Genomic DNA, 18873 nt, shown 5'->3' on the forward strand with positions numbered 1-18873 from the left:
CATCTGCGCTATCCCTTGCCCGAGAACTACCGGGTCGGTCGCAGGAACCGCGCATAGGAGTGGCTAATGTGAAGAGCCTACGCCCGGGTGTCGTCTATATCAGAAATCCTTTCCCGAGACCCGGGTACAGCAGGTAGTGCCCTCGTCTGTGCTGCCACCAGCCCGGGGAACTACCGGGTCGGTCTCCGTGAGGCCTTGCGAGCGGGACCGTTACCCGGAGGCCCCGGGCCGGAAAAGCACCCTGGAGCATTACCCCCAGGCCCGGTCTCGGGAACCCTAGCGTTTCTTGAGGTCGCAAAGGAGGATGGTGAAGTCGTCCTCCACCTTGCCGCCGGTGAAGCCCTTGAGAGTATCCACCAGCCCGTCGACGAAGGCGCGCGGCGCCCGGGAGCCGGCGTGGCGGAGGTAGCGCCTGAGGCGGTTCTCCCCGAACATGCGCCGCCGCGAGTCCCGGCATTCGACCACCCCGTCGGTGTAGATGACGATGCGATCCCCGGGCTCGAGCTGGACCTCCTCCACGTCCAGGTCGGGTTCCTCGAAGGCCCCCAGTATGGTGCGCTTCTCGGAGCCCAGGGTCACCAGCTCGCCGTCGCCCCGGATGAGCAGGGGGTCGTTATGCCCCGCGTTGACGTACCGCAGCTTCAGGCTGCGCAAGTCGATCTCGCCGTAGAAGAGGGTGATGAAACGGTCCTCCAGGCGGTTGGGGACGATGGCGCGGTTGGCCTTGCTTACCACCTCCAGGACGTCGCCGCGCTCTTTCGCCTCCGCCCGGATGACGCTCATGGCCAGGGTGGCCAGGAGAGCGGCGGGTATACCGCTCCCGGTGGCGTCTCCGATGACCAGCATGAGGCGGCCACTCTCCTCCCAGAAATCGTACCAGTCCCCTCCCACGATGCGCGCCTGTTCCTGGTGGGCGAGGACCCGCGCCACGCGGTTCTCCAGTGGACCCTCGGGAAGGAGCGCCCCCTGGATATGTGAGGCGATGTCCAGCTCCTTGTCCACCAGGGCCAGGTGCTGCAACCGTTTCTCCTCGCTGATATCGCGAAAGACGCAGACCACGTTCTCGATCTGGCGCTTGCGGTTGCGGATCACCGAGAAGGAGCCGGCTATCCAGACCTTGCTGCCGTCCCGACGCTGGTATTCCATCTCCTTGACCCTCACCTTTTCGCCGCGGAAGGTGGCGCTCACAGGGCAGTCCTCGCGCGTGCAGGTGCCCGGCTCCAGCCCGGTCTCGCCGTAGAGTATGGCATGGACGTGCCTGCCCACCGCCTCGTCCTCGCCCCAGCCGAAGAGGGCGGCGGCTGCGGGGTTGAAGAGGGTGATGTTGCGGTCCCTGTCCACCATGAATATGGCGTCGGGGCTGGCTGAGATTATGACCTCGCTCCGTTCCCTCTCGACGAAGACGCGTTCGCTGGCCTCCAGCTCGCGCAACCTCCTCTCCCGCTCGCGCACGCGCTCCCGCAGCCTCACCTGCTCGATGGCGATGGTCACCTGGTCCAGGATGACCGCGATCATCTCCCGGTCCTCCTCCTCGAAGAGGCTGGTTTTCGCGTTGCTGCCGATGGCCAGCACGCCGCTCACCCTTCCGCCGTAGATGAGGGGCGCGATTATGCACGCCCGCAACTTCAGGAAACGGGCGTACCCGGCGTTGATCCTGGGATCGACGAGCGCGTCCTCGGTGGTTATCACCTCCTGGTTCTCTATAGCGAGTATGGTCGCCTCGTCCAGGTCCTCCAGGGTCCAGGTCTCGTTCTGGAGGTACTTGGTCATGGTGGAGGTCAAGCCGTAGCCGCGGGCGAAGTCGAGCTGCCCCGTCTCGGTATCGTAGAAGAAGAGCAGGCACTTGTCCGCCCCCGATATCATCACCAGGCTGCGCACCAGGATCCCCATGGCCTGGTTGAAGGACATGGCCCCGGCGATGGCCTCGGCCAGCTCTTTCAGCTCCACCGTCTGGCGCCGCCTCTTCCTCTCCATCTCGAAGAGCCGGGCGTTCTCGATGGCCACACCGGCCTGGGGCGCGAAAGCGGCAAGCAGTGCCATGTCCAGGCGGTTGTAGCTGCGCACCTCCACGTCGTAGAGCTCCAGCCCCCCGATGGGCTGGCCGTCCTTGAGGATGGGGCAGGAGAGCACTGAGCGCACCCTGCCCCCGCGCGCGGAAGAGGGCAGGCTAAGACCGCGCAGGCGGGTATCCAGGGCGGTTACGGGGGCGTTCTCCTCGATGGCCTGTGAGAGCAGCGAACGGGCGAGGAAGACGCGGCGCCCCTTGGCCCAGGGAGTGCCCAGACCTACCTGGGAGACCAGGCGCAGCTCCTCCTTCTCCTCGTCTAGCAGGTAGACGGCGCCCATGGGTGTCTGCATGATGCCCGCGGCCACCTCCAGTATCTGCAGGAAGACGCGGTCCAGGTCCATGGTGGAGGTGATGGTCATGCCCACCTCCAGCAGGCCGTGCAGCTCGCGGAGCTGCCGGTTGATCATCTCGTCCTTGGTCTCCGAGTAGGCGGCCGAGAGCGCCGCGATCAGGTTTGAGTTGAGTTCGCTCTGGGTGTCCAGCAGCCTGCGTAGCTCCTGGGGCTCCAGGTCCATCTGCTGCACGTCCGGTATGACCCGGTTCCAGATGATCGACTCCACCAGGTATATGGCCCGCACCAGGTCTGCGAAGGGGATGCTCTGCAGGGAACGGTCCCGGCCGATGGTGCGGGCGAAGGCGTAGAGGTCCTCGCGTCCCGCGCCGGCCTCGGCCATGAACTGGGTGGTGCGCAATGCCAGCTTCTTGATGAGTTCCTGGATGTCCTTCTTGGCTTCGGGCGACAGCCCCGCATAGGTGGGCAGGTTGGCCTCGAAGGCCTCCTGCATCTCCCCGACCAGGGCGTCGAGATGCGCGGAAATGGTGCTAGACAGTTCCTTGAGCATCATTGTGAACCACCTTGGAGAGAAGACTTCGTCCTCTAAGAAGTATATATCATGTATGCGGTATGCATATACGTCTGCCAGGCCGTGTTCCTATGCCTCCATGAAGTCCCGCGGATACGGCCTCGCCTCCAGGTGGCCGAATAGATCGATACCTGAAGTGATGGAAGTCTTTCTTGCCATAGAGGGAAGCATATAATCATGCGCCAGTATTCAGATCGCCTGCTGGCAACAATCCTGGAAACAGGTGGTCTTTGAGAAGGAAGGGGGCGCTCATACATAGTCCCGGGAGAGAGATCGAGGTTTGCGGTCTTCGGATCTGGTACCAGCGTAAGGGCGAGGGGCCGGCGCTCGTGCTCCTGCATGGCGCTTTAAGCGACAGCAGGGAATGGCGCAGGCAGCTTGATGGATTGTCCGATGATTTCACGGTAGTAGCCTGGGATGCCCCGGGCTGTGGCCGCTCATCTGATCCCCCGGATACCTTCCGGTTGCCCGACTACGCCGATTGCCTGATGGGGTTCATCGATGAACTGGGCATGGAACGGCCGCACGTGCTGGGACTGTCGTTCGGTAGCAGCCTTGTCCTGGAGTTCTACCGCCGCTACCCGGACGTCCCCGGGAAGCTCGTGCTGGCCTCGGCATATGCAGGATGGGCGGGATCTCTTCCTCACGAGGTGGTTGAAGAGCGTCTGAAAATGGCGCTGGAGGATTCAGAGAAGCCGCCCGGGCAGGTCGTCGACGCATTCATCCCGACCATGTTCTCGGGACCGGTATCCGCCGAGGTGATGGAAGAGACCGCGGCCATCATGTCCGGTTTTCATCCTGCCGGTTTGCGTGCGATGGCCAGGTCTTTCGCGGAGGCGGACCTGCGAGACGTATTCCCGCATATCGATTCACCGACCTTGTTCATCCATGGTGAAGAAGATAAACGTTCTCCATTGCAGGTGGTCAGAGGGTTCCATGCCAGCATGCCCGCATCAGAGCTGGTAATCATCCCCGGCGTCGGCCATGCGGTCAACGTGGAGGCACCCGAAGCCTTCAACGCCGCGGTGCGCGGCTTTCTCCTCGAGCCGGATCCCCGCGCATGATCAGCGGAGGCTGGAACGGGCATTATTGGTGGCTAATAGGGAATGAGCCCGCCCGGGTGTCCCCTATTATTAAACCCCCGGCCCGGGTATTGTGTGCTCGGGCATGCCCTCATCTGCGCTGCCCCTCGCCCAGCAATTATTAGGTCGGTAACAACTGAGGGTTGGTGGTTTAAATCTGGAACGGGCATTATTGGTGGCTAAGAAGAAAAATCTCCCCCGGGGTGTCGCTTATAATACCCAACCAGCCCGAGAACTGGGAGCCGGTCCGAAGCGATTCGCTTGTGCTACCCCTGCCCAGGAACTACAGGGTCGGTCTCCGCGAGTCCGCGAGCGGGACCGTTACCCTGAGGCCTGGGCCGGAAGCGCACCGCGGTGAGAGGACCGTTACCCCTGGGCTCGGGCCGCCTCCTCCTGCATGGACTTGATCTTCATGAGCTGGGTGCGGTAGGAGCGCTCCATCTCGTCCAGCTTCATGGTGATATAGGTCACCGTCTCCTCCAGGGAGGGGATGAGCACGTATTCCAGGGCGTTGACGCGGCGGCGGGTCTTCTCGATCTCGATGGCCAGCAGGCGGATGTTGTTCTCCAGCTCCGCCAGGGAGACCAGCATGGGGATAAGCTCGCGGTAGTGCTGCAGGGCCGCATCGAAGGCCATGGGGGTGGTGGCCAGGCCGTAACAGCCGTAGCCCCCTTCCATCTCGACCTCGAAGTGCGGCACCTTCACGCCCATGATGCGGTTGTCCTCGATGCCCAGGAAGAGGGTGGCGCAGGGCACCGCCAGCGCCTCCTCCACCTCCTCCGTGGTCACCTCGGAGCGGGCGATGGAAAAGACGGTATAGGCCTCCATGAGCTTCCCCTCGACCTCGTCGCGCAAGCCCGCGCTCTCCTTGATCAGGCCCATGAACCGCTTCATCAGCTCGTCGAGCTTGTCCTTGAGCAGCTTGTGGCCGCGCCTGGCGATGGCCGTGCGCCGCCGCAGCTTGAGCAGCTCCATACGGTTGGGGTTTACGTTGATCCGCGCCAACTAGCGGCTCACCCCCGCCTCCATGTACTTGTTTATCTGTTCATCCTTGACGCGCTTCAGCTCGGAGCGCGGCAGAATCTTCAGCAGCTCCCATCCGATGGCCAGGGTCTCCTCGATGGTGCGGTTCTCGTATTCCCCCTGCCGGATGAAGCGCTCCTCGAAGGCGTCGGAGAACTGCACGTACAGTTTGTCCTCCACCGACAGGGCCGCCTCGCCCAGGATGACCGACAGCTCCCTGGCCTCCTTCCCCCGGGCATAGGCCGAGAAGAGCTGGTTGGAGAGGCCGGAGTGGTCCTCCCTGGTCTTGCCCTCGCCGATGCCCTTCTCCTTGAGGCGCGACAGCGACGGCAGCACGTCCAGGGGCGGATATATGCCCCGGCGCTGCAGGTCGCGCGAGAGGATGATCTGCCCCTCGGTGATGTAGCCGGTGAGGTCCGGGATGGGGTGGGTCTTGTCATCGTCGGGCATGGAGAGCACGGGTATCTGGGTGATGGAGCCCTTGGCCCCCTTTATCCGGCCCGCCCGCTCGTAGATGCTGGCGAGGTCGGTATAGAGGTACCCGGGATAGCCGCGGCGCCCCGGCACCTCCTTGCGCGCCGCCGATATCTCGCGCAGGGCCTCGCAGTAATAGGTCATATCGGTTAGCAGCACCAGCACCTGCATGTCCTGCTCGTAGGCCAGGTACTCCGCCGCGGTGAGGGCCATGCGCGGGGTGGCGATGCGCTCGATGGCGGGGTCGTCGGCCAGGTTGATGAAGAGCACGGCACGCTCCAGGGCCGCCTGGGTGCGGAACTCGCGGATGAAGAAATCCGCCTCCTCGAAGGTGATGCCCATGGTCGCGAAGACCACCGCGAAGTCCTCCGTCTCCCCCAGCACGCCGGACTGGCGGGCGATCTGGGCCGCGATGCGGTTGTGCGGCAGGCCGGCCCCGGAGAAGATGGGCAGCTTCTGCCCGCGCACCAGGGGGTTCAGGCCGTCTATGGCCGAGATGCCGGTCTGGATGAAGTCGGTGGGATAGTCCCGCGCGAAGGGGTTTATGGGGCTGCCGTTGATGTCCAGCTTCTTCTCCGGGATGACGCGGGGACCTTTGTCGATGGGGCGCCCCAGGCCGTCGAAGACCCTGCCCAGGATGTCCTTGCATACCGGCAGCTCCAGGCTGCGCCCGGTGAAACGCACCCGCGTGCCCGCGATGTTCAGGCCGCTGGTGGTCTCGAAGGACTGCAGCAGCACCACGTCCTCCTCCACCTCCAGCACGTTGCCCAGCCCGATGGAGCCGTCCGGGAACTCCACCTCCACCAGCTCGTTGTATTTCGCTCCCTCCACCCCCTGCAGGAGGATGAGGGGGCCTACGATCTCCTTGACCGTGAGATATTCCTTTACCATGGGTGGTCTCCTTCCCCCGCTGCCTCAGCCCGCCGCCTGGACCTGGGCGCCCTCCGGCTCCGTGTCCGCGGCCCGTGCGGTCAACTGGCTCGCGACCTCTTCCTCCAGCGCGGCGAACCTGTCCAGCTCCTCCTCGGGGATGAACTTCGCCCGCGCTATCTCCTCCTGTACCGGCAGTCCCAGCAGCTCATCTACGCTCCTGCCCTTCGCCAGTTCCTGTCCCGCCACGGTATGGAACCTCATGATCAGTTTGAGGAGCAGGAACTGCTTGCGCAGCGAGGTGAAGGCGTCGGCGTCGTCGAAGGCGTTCTGCTGCAGGAAGTCCTCGCGCAATGACTTGGCCGTCTCCATGAGCAGCCTCTCGACGTCCGAGAGGGCTTCCACGCCGATGAGGCGCACTATCTCCTGCAGTTCCGCCTCGCGTTGCAGGATGGACATGGCCTCTTCGCGCAGGGACGCGTAGGTGGTGTCCACCTCGGTCTCCCAGTATTCCTCCGTCTGGTCCATATAGAGGCTGTAGCTGTTCAGCCAGCTGATGGCGGGGAAGTGGCGGGCGAAGGCCAGGCGGTCCTCCAGGGCCCAGAAGACCTTGACCACGCGCAGGGTCGCCTGGGTCACCGGCTCGGAGAGGTCGCCGCCGGGCGGGGAGACCGAGCCGATGGCGCAGATGGAGCCCTCCCTGCGTTCCTTGCCCAGGCAGACCACGCGGCCGGACCTCTCATAGAAGGCCGCGAGGCGCGTCCCCAGGTAAGCGGGATAGCCCTCCTCCCCGGGCATCTCCTCCAGGCGGCCGGATATCTCGCGCAGCGCTTCGGCCCAGCGGGAGCTGGAGTCGGCCTGCAGGGTGACGTCGTAGCCCATGTCCCGGTAGTACTCCGCCAGCGTTATCCCCGTGTACACCGATGCCTCGCGGGCCGCCACCGGCATGTTGGAGGTGTTGGCGATGAGCACGGTGCGCAGCATCAGCGGCTCTCCGGAGTAGGGGTCGGTCAGCTCAGGGAACTCCTGCAGCACGTCGGTCATCTCGTTCCCCCGCTCCCCGCAGCCCACGAAGACCACGATCTGGGAGTTGGCCCACTTGGCGATGGCGTGCTGCAGCACCGTCTTGCCGGAACCGAAGGGCCCCGGGACGCACGCCGTGCCGCCCTTGGCTATGGGGAAGAAAGTGTCCACGATGCGCTGCCCGGTGACCAGGGGTTCGGTGGGGGGCCGCTTCTCGACGTAGAGGCGCGCCCGGCGCACCGGCCAGCGCTGCATCATCTTCACCGCGACCTCTCCGGACGGCGTCTCCACCGCCGCCACCGTGTCCTCGACCGTGAACTCTCCCTCCACGATGTGGGTTATCTTCCCCTCCACGCCGACCGGCACCATGATGCGGTGGGTGATGACCTTGGTCTCCGGTACCGTGCCCAGGACGTCTCCCGCCTCCACCGCGTCGCCGACCTTGGCCAGAGCCCGGAACGGCCACTTGCGCTCCCTCGCCAGCCCTGGCTCCTCCACGCCGCGCGTGACGTAGTTGCCGTATTTATCCATGATCGTGTCCAGGGGCCGCTGCACGCCGTCGTAGATGGAGGTGAGGAGGCCGGGGCCCAGCTCCACGCTGAGCGGCTCCCCAGTAGTGACCACCTCGTCCCCGGGGCCGATGCCCGAGGTCTCCTCGTAGACCTGTATGGAGACGCGGTCCCCGCGCAGCTCGATGATCTCACCCATCAGCCGGTCGCTCCCCACCTTGACCAAGTCATACATCTTGGGATCGGGAAGCCCCCGGGCAACCACGAGCGGACCTGCCACCTTAACTACGTGTCCCTCGCTCATTAGCTTTGCTCCTAATCTCTGTCTCTCGCTCTTAATGCCTATGGATAAGGCCCCGCGAACAGCGGCCGTTCAGTCCTCGATCACGGAACCCAGCGCTTTCTCCACCCTCTTCCTTATCCTCGTCTTGCTCAAGCCCGTCGATCCGCTTACGGACGGCACCGCGAGCACCACCGGCAGGTCCTCGAGGGCCGGGAAGTCCGGCACCCTCTCCAGCAGGACCTCGTAAACGGGCTCGGTTATCATCACCACCGCGTAGTCCTCGCTGGCCAGCGCGCTCCAGGCCTCCGGCCCGTCCTGCGGCGAGGCGACGGGGTAGACGTCCACCCCCAGGGCCCGGAAGCCCGCGACGGAGGTGAACCCGCCGATCATCGCCACCTTCGATTTCTCCATGCATCTTCCTCTTCCGCCGCCATTGCGCCTGGCGGCATCACTCGATATACAGTTTCCGCAGCGTCCTCTCCAGCGTGTCGGGAGAGATGTTGTGCAGCTTGGCGACGAGGATCATGCGCACGATAAGCACCTCGTTCTCCCGCGCCCGCAGGTACGCGAAGATGGGCTCCACGCCCACCGACACCCTCTTCATGCCCCGCACCAGGTCCATGAGCAGGTCGTCGCTCCTGCGGTCGAAGTCCGTGAGCCTCACCAGCTTGTCCGGGCTCTCCGCGATCTCGATCAATTGCGAGTAATAGGTGTTGGCCTCGAGCTTCTTCGCCATGACCTCCGGGGGGTCGCTATAGAGGTCCAGGAGGTCGGAGGCGGGGACGAAACCACCCTTGACAATCGTTTTCTCGAGGAATTCCCTGTCCTTCGAGAGCAGCCGCGCCCTGATCACCAGCTTGAGGTTGGAGAGGTCGATGGACGCGCGGGCGTAATCGATGACAAAGGGGCTGCCCTCGCGCCTGGCGAGGAACAACCGGTATGAAAGATAGTGGCTTTCCAGCAGGGTATCCAGCTGCTGGGGCGAGGGCTGCTCCAGCGCCTCCTCCATGGCTTCCTTGTAGGGCGAGGGCAGCAGCGCGGGGTCTTCCAGGCCCCGCTGCAGTGCTTCCAGCCCCACCGTCCCCAGGCCCTCGAGCAGCCCCTGTGGCGCGCCCTCTCCGAGCTTCGCCTTCAAGAGCGCCTTGAGGTTGTGGAAGTCGTAACGGCAGAGGAAGAAGTCCATGATCGCCGAATCCCCGGGCAGGGACTCCTCCAGGGTCGCATACACCTGGCGCAGGAAGGCGGTGAGCCCCGCGTCGATGTCCCGCGCCAGCCTGGCTCCGGCCAGATAGGCCCCGATGTCCATCTCCTCGAGGATGTTCAAGGCGTCCTCGAGATCGGCATCGACCAGCCTGTCCATGCGCTGGGTGTTGAGCATCTGCATCTCCAGGGCCCTGATCCTTCCCACGGCGTAGCCGTAGCGCGTGGTGTCGTGGAAGGGTTTTATGCGCCTCAGGTCCACCTTGAGAAAGTCGGGCAGGCCCTTCGTCCTGCCCTCCCTGAAGTGGGAGGATGCGCCGGCCTTGATGGGGTTGAGCCCGGCACTATCCTTCATGCTCATGTGTGGCACCCCGTACGTCCGCCTCGCCGAAGAGCATCTTCAACACTTCCTCCTCGTATTCGTCCCTCACCTCGCGCATGAGCGTATCCAGCGAGAGGTTGTTCACGAACTGTTGACCCGTAAGGATAACGCCGCGCTCGAAATCCGCTTCCTCCGCGGCCAGGCTCAACTTGCCCGTGCGCCCGCTTCCCGCGAGTGCCTTGTTGACCTCCGCGAGTAGGCCGTCCTCCAGCAGGCGGCGGTCGTAAGGAGCCGCCACGATGACCTCGTCGCCACTGGTCACGTTCTCTGAGATGATCCGCAGGAGCCAGGCGCGGTAGCGCTCTTCCGGCAGGTCCTCGAAGAGGCGCATGGCCTCGGTGAAGGCCTCCTCGAATAGCTTGTCCTGTGCGGCCAGGAAGGCGGCGCGGCTCTCCGCCAGGGCCTCGCTCATGATCTTGGTGCGCTCTCTCTCGCCGCGCTCACGGAACGTCTTGCGGATGGCCGCCGCCGCGCGGCGGGCCTCCTCTCCGCCCTCAGCCGTGATGCGCTCCGCTTCCTGCTTGGCGGCGTCGACTATGCCCCGCCCGCCCAGCCGGGCGTCGTCCTCGATCTTTTCCAGCAGCCTCTCCAGGGACATATGAACTCCTAACCCATCACCGTCATCGCCGGCACGTCAACCGGCTAGTTTGTCTATCTGCGGCGCGATGACCGTGAAGAAGATGAGGATGGTCACGATGAGTGAGAGCACCGCGTAGGTCTCCACCAGGGCCGGGAGCACCAGGGCGCGCCCCATCTCCTCGCGCCGCTTGGCCACCATCCCCGCCGCCCCGGCCGAGGTCAACCCCTGGTAGGCGCCGGAGGAGAAGCACACGAAGGCCACCGGCAGGCAGGCCAGGAAGATCTGGAAGCCCAGGAGGCCCGGCAGGGCTTCCCAGCCCGCGCCGGGTTCCATGACGAAGATGACCAGGACCCCCGTGATGAAACCGTAGATGCCCTGCGTGCCCGGGATGACCACCAGGGGGAGCAGGGGACCGAAGCGGTCCGGCAGCTCGGTGAGGATGCCGCCGGCTACGTTGGCGATGTAGGTGATGCCCATGGAGGAGCCCGTGCCCCCCCCGATCACCGCCACCGCCGCGCCCAGCAGCGCCCAGTGCAAGCCGGACAGTCCGCCAAAAGTCTCGACCATGCTTAACCTCCTCTATTCCTCGTCCACGACCGTCTTGCGCGTTTCCAGAGCGAGGGGAGCGAAGGGCTCGCCGCCGTCCTCGTAGAACTTGCCGAAGAACTCGACGTACTGCAGCCTCAGGGGGTGCACGAAGGCGCCCAGGAAGTTGACGAGCAGGTTGAAGACGTGCCCGCCGAGAAGGACCACGAGCATGAAGAGGATGCCCAGGACGGGCACGCCCAGGACCATCCCGGCCATGAGGTTGACCACGAAGCCGATGGCCACGGTGGCCAGGCCCAGGGCGTAGAGCCTGAGGTACGAGGCCACGTCGCCGATGGTCCCCCCGAAGAGGCCGTAGAGGTTGAAGAGCCCGCCGAAGAACTTGCCGGCCAGCGACTTGCTGGAGATGTTGGAGAGGAAGACGATCCCCACCGCTCCCGCCAGCATCACGTACAGGCCCCCGGTCTTGATCGGTCCCACGCCGGCGGCCATCCCCACGCCGAGAACCGCGATCCCGAACCACAGCAGCAGCGTGGTGCCCTGCTCGCAGAAGCCCAGCCACCACGAGTTGTTGCGGGCGTTGTCCCACATCTCGATGGCCATTCCCACGGAGATGTGGATCAGGCCCAGGGCCACGCAGATGAGCATCAGCGGCTTGGGATTCTTGATGATGTCGATGGTCCCCGGGAACTTGAGGAACCCCGGCAGCACCTCGCCGTCGATCCCGAAATAGCCGCGCGTGAACACGCCGACCACGATGGTCGCGAGGCCGCAGTAGAAGAAGAGGCGAAGGAAGCTCTTGGTGGTCCGGGACAGGTCGAGTTTTTTCATGGCCAGCCAGAAGGCGAAGGCCAGGATGAGACCGTATCCCAGGTCGCCGATGCACATGGCGAAGAAGAGGATGAAGAAGGGGGCGACGAAGGGCGTAGGGTCGGTCTCCTCGTGGTTGGGGATGCCGAAGAGGTTGATGAGGTTCTCCGCCGGCTGGATGCGGCGGCGGTTGACCATGAGGGTGGGCGGTATGTCGTCTTCTTCGGGGGCGGCGAACTCCACGTCCGCCTTCTGCCCCAGCCATACAAGCCCCTGCCGCACCTCCTCGACCCTGCTCTCCTCCACCCATCCCTCCAGGGCCACCACGCTCCGCGTGTGCAGGAGCTTCCCCTTCGTCTCCTCCTTCACGAGGCGGTTATAGAGGAAGTCGCTCAGGGCCATGACCCTGGGCATGATCGGCAGCCTCCCCTTGATCTCCGCCTCCACCGCCGCCCTGCTCTCCTCCTCCTGCTTCAGCCTCTCCTTCGCGCCCGCTGTCTCCTCCGCGACGGTCCCGGTCTTGCCGGTGAACTGCACCTGCTCCATGCCGCGCTCCGCCAGCAGGGCGTCGAGTTCCGCGAGGTTGTCCGCGTGGACGATGATCGCCAGGTAGATCCCTGTCTTATCGTGGTTGACCTCCTGCAAGGCAGTGTACGGGCAGCGCTCCTCCAGCTCGCTCTCCCAGCCGGCGATGGCTCCCTCGTCCGCGATCACCAGCCTGTAAGCGATGGAGTTGGCCGCGCCCATCGCGCCCAGGGGACAATCCAGGCCGCTCCAGGGGGCCATCGCCTTCAGGTCCTCCTGCAGTTCGGCGATGGTGCTCTCGGTATGCCTGAAGCGTATGTCGAGGTCTTCCAGCTCGCGGTATACGCCCTCCAGGTCGATCTCCCTCTCGGCCTCCGTGAATTCCTCGTAGGTGAGATGGACCCTCGGAGCGAGGATACCGGAGATCATCCCCTTCTTCTTCCCCTCGAACCTTGTGAGCAGGTCGATGATGAAGTCGCACTTGGCCAGGGTGAGTCGCAGGAGCCTGGTCTCGGGCTCGAAGGGGTCGTGAAGGGGCTTCAGCTCCTCGTCATCCGCGGCGGCCGCGGCGACGTCGACGACGTGGACGGTCCCCATGCGGTGCAACTGGTCCAGCAGCTCTTCCCGCATGTCGCGCGGGGCCAGAACGGAGACCTTGGCCATCCTCGCAATGGGCATACCCTACCCCTGCTTCCGCGTCTCTACTCGCCCTTCTCCAGTTTCTCTACCAAGAAAGCCACCGCTTCTTTACGCTTCTCCACCACAACCGCCAGCAGCCTCATCCTGTCGTACATGTATTCCACCCGGAGTTCCTCGGCCTCTGCCCTGGCGTGTTCGATGATCTCGCGCATCTCCTGCTCGCCCTCCTCCCGGGCCCTCTCCTCCGCCTCGATCCTGGCTTTCTCGGCCCCGTCCCGGGCGGCGGCGATGGTCTCCTCCGCCATCCTGCGGTAGTAATCGACGACCTGTTCCGCCTTTTTCTCGGTCTCCCTGACCATGCCCAGCTTTTCCGCCATGGTAGTCATGTCCGTCTTTCCTCCCGCATCAAGACCGCGCTCCGGCGACATCCTCTCCCGTCGTCCCAGGCCCCGGGCCCGCCACCGATGTTCATTTCCCGTAGCCGTTTTATAACCTAAAAAACCATATTTCGGACTCTGAAATTTTATTTTAGCTTTTCCTAATAATATGTTTTCCTCGATCACTTTTCAAGGTCGGAAGGTGGCGAAACCGGGGTATGGCTTTCCGCCCCTTATTCCGCTTCGCGCCACCGCAAGCGGCGCAGCCCTCCCTGCCACACGTGCCCTTGCCGTGGGAACATCTTCCCGGACTCCACGATGCTCTTCAGGTGTTGCGGATAGTGGTGCGAGATCCGGGCCTTGCCCCGGGCAAGGCTCCGGACGGTCAGGAATGTTGAATCTGCGCCATTATATCACGTGTGGCGGGACATTGTAGCCATGCCGGAGAGGATCATCCGACCAGGGCACGCCTCAGTTCCGCCTCCTTGTCCGGCGAGGTCACGGCGATGATGGTGTCGCCCGGCTCGAGGGTGGTATCACCCCTGGGGATGATGACGTCGTCCCCCCGGATGACGGATACCAGGATGCTGCCCCGGGGCAGCCCCAGGTCGCGCAGTGGCCTTCCGCAACAGCGGCAGCGGTCATCCGGCAGGCTCAGTTCCACCACCACCAGCCTGCCCTTCTTCAGGGTATACAGGTCGACGACCTCCCCCGCCGTGGTCTGCTCCTCGATGACCTGGGCGATGACCGAGGTCGACGATATGCCCTCCACCCCGAGCTTCCTGAAAACGCCTTCGTTGCGGGGGTTGTTGATCCTCGCCACCACATGGGGAACGCGGAAGTAAGTCTTGACCAGTTGGCAGGCGACGAGGTTGTCGTCGTCGTCCCCGGTGACCGCCGCGAAGACCCCCGCATCTCCCACGTCCGCCTCCTCCAGGTAGCGCAGGTCGCAGCCGTCGCCGAGGACCACCGCGGCCTCCGTTTCCACCGCCAGGCGCTCCCCGGTCTCGCGGCTGCGTTCGATCACCGCCACGCGCCGCCCCCTGGCAATAAGGTCCCGCGCCAGGAACGAACCTACCTTGCCGCCGCCCATGATCACTATCCTGATGGCCGCTCACCCACCTTCCCTCATGCCTTACGGCCCGACCTGATTCCGCCCGGCTTCCACGGTCATCTCCTCCTGGCCGGGCTCAGTGACGAGATCACCCTTTTCCTCCATATGCTCCCGAGGACGAGCGCGGCTGCCGCCAGGGCCAGGACCAGGACCAGCTTCCACCATGCGAAGGGATGGGAGAACGGGTATCCCTGCTCCAGCACCTGCAGCGAGGTGGCGTGGATATCGGTATCCCCGCCGTGCTCCGGGCAGGCGCGGTTGAACACACCCGTCACGCTCACCCGGTCGCCCTTGTTTTTATATCCTCCCAGTACCTCGATCTGCTCCAGATCGCCCCTTGACGCCCATACCGCGATCCCGATATTCGAATACCCGGACAGCTCGCCGCCTTCCTCTATGCTGCGCGTGGCATAGATGTCGTCGTTCACCGTCACCCAGCCATAGCCGTCCCGCAACATGACGTCCCCTATGGCTTCCCCGGTGATGGTGACCTCCTTGCCGTCATACGCGGGCATGTCGTTGATGAGTTCCTCGGTGGTCACCTCCTCCGCGGCCATGGCGTACCCGCCCCAGGTGGCCAGAAGGACCGCGATGGCGGCGATGACGCATGCGGCCGTGCTCAAGCGTCTCATCCTCTCACCTTCCTCGCGGTCCCGCGGCCCCGCAGCAGCGCTCCCCCGAAGGCGAAGAGAGCGATGATGGACATGAACTCCAGGCGCCCCGCCCACATGGCGAAGATGTAATAGACCTTCATCGCCGCGGGCATGAGCGGTGACGTGAGCCCGGCCGAGAGTCCGGTGTTGCTCCCCGCCGAGACGGCATCGAAGATGGCCACGTTGGGATCGAAACCGTAGAGCACGCCCAGCATCCCCCCCAGGGCATAGATGACCACGTAGCAGATGATGATGAACATGGCCCCCTTGACCATGGCATCGTCCAGCCAGGTGTCGTGGATATGGTGGATCTTCTCCGCCACCACGGCCGACTCCGGGGAAGCCAGCCTGCGAACCTCCCCCCGCAGGAAGCGGAAGACGATGCCCATGCGCAATCCCTTGAAGCCGCCGCCGGTGGAGCAGGCGCTGGCGCCGATGGCCATGGTCAGGATCACGGCCCACATGGCGATGAAACCGAAGTCCTTCCAGAAGGAGACGGCGTAGATGGTGCTGTTCCCCGTGGTGGTGTGGGCGGAGGCCAGGTTGTAGAAGCCCTTGCGGAAGAACTCCCCCAGGCTTCCGAAGAGCCCGAACTTGCCGAAGCCGATGGAGAGCATGAACGTCCCCAGCAGGACGGTGGTGGTGAACGACCTCGTCTCTACGTTGCGGTAGACCTCCCGGTGGTCCCCGGTCCATACCGCGTAGTGCAGGGCGAAGTTGAAGGACCCGATGACGAAGATGACCAGGGTCACCAGCTCGATCAGGAGGCTGTGGTAGTAGAGGAGGTTGAGGCTCTGGGGGGCGAACCCCCCGGTGGACCAGGCGCCCATGAACAGCCACACCGCGTGCAGCCCGCCCCTCGCCAACGGCATGCCCTCCTCGAGCAGGGAGGCCCAGAGGAAGAGGCTCCCCACCACCAGGTAGGTGAGGCTGATCATCCAGATGGCCCGCGCCGTGCCCAGGACGTTGGGCAGCAGTTTCTCCTCCTTGCCCTCGCTGACGTAGATCTTGAAGGCGCCCGCCGTGCCCGCGAAGAGGAAGGTGAGGGCGATGACGATGATCCCCTGCCCTCCGGCGTAGGTGAGCAGGTGCCTCCACATGTTGAGGCCGTGGGAGGCATGGTCCAGGTCCTGCATGAGGAAGAGCCCGGTGGTGGTGTAGCCGCTCATGAGGTCGAAACACGCGTCCAGGAACGATTTGAAATGCCCGGAGAGGAAGTGCGGTATGGCCCCGAATACCATGGCCACCAGCCAGCCCCCCGAGGCGATGATGAGGCCGTGGAACCACCCCAGGTCCCGTTCGCTCCTGCAGGTCAGCTCCATGACCAGCCAGAAGGTGACACAGGCGAGCATGCCCACCAGGAAGTCGAGGACGGTCTCCCACTCCGTGGCCATGATGGATACCGCGAGGGGGATGGTCATGATCAGCCCCACGCCCAGGATGACGCGCCCGATGCCCCAGCCGATGAGCTTGACGTCTTCCCGTCCCGGCCTGAGGATCATGTCACCAGCGCCTTTACGAGGAACATCAGCCCCAGTGCCGCCAGGGAGATCGCCCCCACGGCGGCCGCCTCGATGAACATGCCCAGCGCGTAGCCTGCCCAGCGGCGCCAGCGGCTTTCTCCTGCACCCCCTCCGCGCATGTCATCTCCCCTCATGTTTCTCCCCTCTCTCCCCGTACGGCGCCCCTTTTCCCCAGGAGCGCCCGGCGCAGCTCTTCCTCCTGGTCCACGAAGGTGAGCGCGATCACCACGTCCCCCGCCTGCAGGCGGTCCCCTCCCCGGGGGATGATGACCTCCTCGCCCCGCGAGATGGAGACGAGGACACAACCGGGGGGAAGCTTGAGTTCTTCTATGACGCAGCCGCACGCTTCGCCACCCTCCGTTGGCATATCCAGCTCCACCATGGCCACCTTCCCCTTGTGTAGAGTGCGCAGAGTAGTGATGTCGCCCGCTTCGGTCAGTCCCTCTATCAGCCCCGCGATGACGGAGGTGCTGGAGACGGCGTCTATGCCCATCAACCCGAATATCTCCTCGTTCTTGGGGTTGTTCACCCTGGCCACCAGGCGGGGTACCTTGAAATGGGTGCGGGCGAGCTGGCAGGCTACCAGGTTGTCGTCGTCATCACCCGTGACGGCGGCGAATACGTCAGCCCGCCCCGTCTGTGCTTCTTCCTGGTAGCGCCAGTTGCAGGCATCGCCGTGGAGGATGATGGCATCAAGGGAGGTGGCCAGCTCCCGGCATGCCGCTCCGTCCTTCTCGATCACCGCGACCGCATGACCCCTTGAGGCCAGCTTGCCGGCGAGGTAGCTCCCCACTCTGCCGCCGCCGCTGATCACGATGTAGATACGCCCTCACCTCCTCCCCCGGTCTCTGAGATACCTCTCAAGCCTCCGCGCTGCGCCCTCCCGTGCAAGGGCGGTGATCTCGTCCCCCGCCTCCAGGATGGTGTCTGGACCCGGCAGCACGGCCTCTCCCTCCCTCACCAGGTACGCTATCCAGAGGGGCGACACCTTCTCGCACCAGGCCATGGTGCGCCCCGCCCATCTTGGGGGGCAGTCGAACTCGACCAGGCTCAGGCTGCCATCACAGCAGGTCCCCCGGTGGCGGACCAGGGGGACGAGGACCATCTCCATGACGGTTCGTGCGATGAGTTCCGTTCCCACCACATAGTCCAGCCCCAGGGCCCGGTAGGTCTCCTGTTTGTCCGGGTTGTAGATGCGGGATACCACCCGTGGCACCCCGAAGACCTCTCTCGCAACCTCGGCGCTCATGAGGTTGGCGTTGTCGTAGTTGGTCACCGCCGCGAAGGCGTCCGCCTCCTCGATGCCCGCCTCCCTCAGCGTATCTATATCGAAGGACATCCCCTCCACGGCCCGGCCGGGGAACATCTTGAACAGCCTCTGGAAGGAGGCGGCGTCCCTGTCGATGACCGTGACCTCGTGACCGTCCAGCGAGAGCATCTCGGCGAGCTGAGCCCCTACACGGCCGCAACCTGCTATTACCGCTTTCGATCTCCTCTTCTCCCGCCTCTGCCGCACCCCCCACAGGAACGACGCCCCCTTGCGGCCTTTGCCCGGACGAAATCCCGTCCATCCTACCTCCACGTCACTCCATGCCTCGCGCCTGGCGGCCAGGACCAGGCGGTCTCCCCCCCTGAGTGCGGTGTCGCGGTCCCACCGGATCTGCGTGCCCGCCCGCGCCAGGGAAAGGATGCGCGTGGAGGCACCGTCCTCAAAGTTACCGGCGAAGACCTCTCCGGTCTCGGGGGGGATTGAGAACTCCACCACCCTGATGCCCGCGTCCAGGCGCTCCTGGCGCATGATGAGGTCGTGCTGCAGGAGTTTGCCCATGACCGCCTGCGCCACCAGCGCGGTGCCGCAGACGTGGTCGACGCCAAGACGGTTGAATATATAACGTTTTTCCGGATTGTAGAGGCGCGCCACCGCGGGCACGCCGTATATACGCCGGGCTATCTCCGCGACCATGAGGTTGGTGTTGTCGAAGTTGGTGACGGCGGCGACGGCCCCCGCCCTCTCGATGCCCGCCTCTTTGAGCAGTCCCTCGTCGAAGGCGACGCCGGTGAGGGTGACGCCGTTGAAGGTCCCGCCCAGGCGCGCGAAGGAGCCCTCGTCCCTGTCGATGACGACCACGTCATGGCTTTCGTAGGCGAAAAACTGGGCCAGTTGCGACCCTACCCTGCCGCAACCCGTGATGATGACGCGCATCGTGATCGGCTTTCCCGGGATGCCCCCGCTTTGATCCTCGCTCTATAATATCCCGTATTACTCCTATGACATCGCCGTGTCAACGGGTTTGTAGCGGGTTTGTAGCGGGGGTTTCAGAAAGAAAAG

General features: G+C 64.5%; 17 protein-coding genes. 1 reads left to right on the top strand and 16 read right to left on the bottom strand.

The annotated features are described in order from the left end of the window. Positions 1-276 precede the first annotated feature (276 nt). Complete coding sequence (locus tag AB1384_04425; GenBank protein ID MEW6553517.1) at positions 277-2913, bottom strand: SpoIIE family protein phosphatase; 2637 nt, start codon at positions 2911-2913, stop codon at positions 277-279. A gap of 347 nt (positions 2914-3260) precedes the next feature. On the opposite strand from AB1384_04425, the gene AB1384_04430 reads away from it, so the two are divergent. Continuing rightward, positions 3261-3995, top strand: a complete 735-nt coding sequence (locus AB1384_04430) for an alpha/beta hydrolase (GenBank protein ID MEW6553518.1) — start codon at positions 3261-3263, stop codon at positions 3993-3995. A 384-nt stretch (positions 3996-4379) separates the two neighbouring features. On the opposite strand, the gene AB1384_04435 is transcribed toward AB1384_04430, so the two are convergent. The 15 genes from AB1384_04435 to AB1384_04505 all read right to left on the bottom strand — a co-directional run bounded on the left by AB1384_04435 (position 4380) and on the right by AB1384_04505 (position 18747). Next, on the bottom strand, positions 4380-5018 hold the full coding sequence (locus AB1384_04435; protein MEW6553519.1) for a V-type ATP synthase subunit D: 639 nt from the start codon (positions 5016-5018) through the stop codon (positions 4380-4382). Beyond that, entirely contained in the window at positions 5019-6401 is a 1383-nt protein-coding gene (locus AB1384_04440) for a V-type ATP synthase subunit B (protein MEW6553520.1), read from the bottom strand. A gap of 24 nt (positions 6402-6425) precedes the next feature. Continuing rightward, positions 6426-8216, bottom strand: a complete 1791-nt coding sequence (locus tag AB1384_04445) for a V-type ATP synthase subunit A (GenBank protein MEW6553521.1) — start codon at positions 8214-8216, stop codon at positions 6426-6428. Positions 8217-8285: 69 nt separating this feature from the next. Beyond that, on the bottom strand, positions 8286-8606 hold the full coding sequence (locus AB1384_04450; protein ID MEW6553522.1) for a V-type ATP synthase subunit F: 321 nt from the start codon (positions 8604-8606) through the stop codon (positions 8286-8288). A 37-nt stretch (positions 8607-8643) separates the two neighbouring features. Further along, positions 8644-9756, bottom strand: coding sequence for a V-type ATPase subunit (locus tag AB1384_04455; protein MEW6553523.1), 1113 nt, complete (start codon positions 9754-9756; stop codon positions 8644-8646). Further along, positions 9740-10375: a V-type ATP synthase subunit E gene (locus tag AB1384_04460; protein ID MEW6553524.1), complete on the bottom strand. Its 636-nt coding sequence runs from the start codon at positions 10373-10375 to the stop codon at positions 9740-9742. Before AB1384_04460 ends, AB1384_04455 begins: the two co-directional genes overlap by 17 nt. A gap of 36 nt (positions 10376-10411) precedes the next feature. Then, positions 10412-10924: a V-type ATP synthase subunit K gene (locus AB1384_04465; protein ID MEW6553525.1), complete on the bottom strand. Its 513-nt coding sequence runs from the start codon at positions 10922-10924 to the stop codon at positions 10412-10414. Between the two features lie 12 nt (positions 10925-10936). Continuing rightward, the gene (locus AB1384_04470) at positions 10937-12916 is read right to left on the bottom strand and encodes a V-type ATP synthase subunit I (GenBank protein ID MEW6553526.1); all 1980 of its coding nucleotides are present in this window, start codon (positions 12914-12916) and stop codon (positions 10937-10939) included. A 23-nt stretch (positions 12917-12939) separates the two neighbouring features. Next, positions 12940-13305 (bottom strand): hypothetical protein, encoded by a 366-nt coding sequence (locus tag AB1384_04475; protein ID MEW6553527.1) that lies wholly within the window; start codon positions 13303-13305, stop codon positions 12940-12942. Between the two features lie 400 nt (positions 13306-13705). After that, positions 13706-14347 (bottom strand): TrkA family potassium uptake protein, encoded by a 642-nt coding sequence (locus AB1384_04480; GenBank protein ID MEW6553528.1) that lies wholly within the window; start codon positions 14345-14347, stop codon positions 13706-13708. A gap of 77 nt (positions 14348-14424) precedes the next feature. Further along, positions 14425-14991, bottom strand: a complete 567-nt coding sequence (locus AB1384_04485) for a hypothetical protein (protein ID MEW6553529.1) — start codon at positions 14989-14991, stop codon at positions 14425-14427. A 5-nt stretch (positions 14992-14996) separates the two neighbouring features. Further along, entirely contained in the window at positions 14997-16523 is a 1527-nt protein-coding gene (locus tag AB1384_04490; protein ID MEW6553530.1) for a potassium transporter TrkG, read from the bottom strand. After that, entirely contained in the window at positions 16520-16678 is a 159-nt protein-coding gene (locus tag AB1384_04495) for a hypothetical protein (protein ID MEW6553531.1), read from the bottom strand. Before AB1384_04495 ends, AB1384_04490 begins: the two co-directional genes overlap by 4 nt. Further along, positions 16675-17358 (bottom strand): TrkA family potassium uptake protein, encoded by a 684-nt coding sequence (locus tag AB1384_04500; GenBank protein ID MEW6553532.1) that lies wholly within the window; start codon positions 17356-17358, stop codon positions 16675-16677. The genes AB1384_04495 and AB1384_04500 overlap by 4 nt, the downstream gene beginning before the upstream one ends. Before the next feature lie 15 nt (positions 17359-17373). After that, positions 17374-18747 (bottom strand): NAD-binding protein, encoded by a 1374-nt coding sequence (locus AB1384_04505; GenBank protein ID MEW6553533.1) that lies wholly within the window; start codon positions 18745-18747, stop codon positions 17374-17376. Between the last annotated feature and the right edge of the window lie 126 nt (positions 18748-18873).

This window comes from Actinomycetota bacterium (assembly GCA_040757835.1).
Taxonomy (GTDB): domain Bacteria; phylum Actinomycetota; class Geothermincolia; order Geothermincolales; family RBG-13-55-18; genus SURF-21.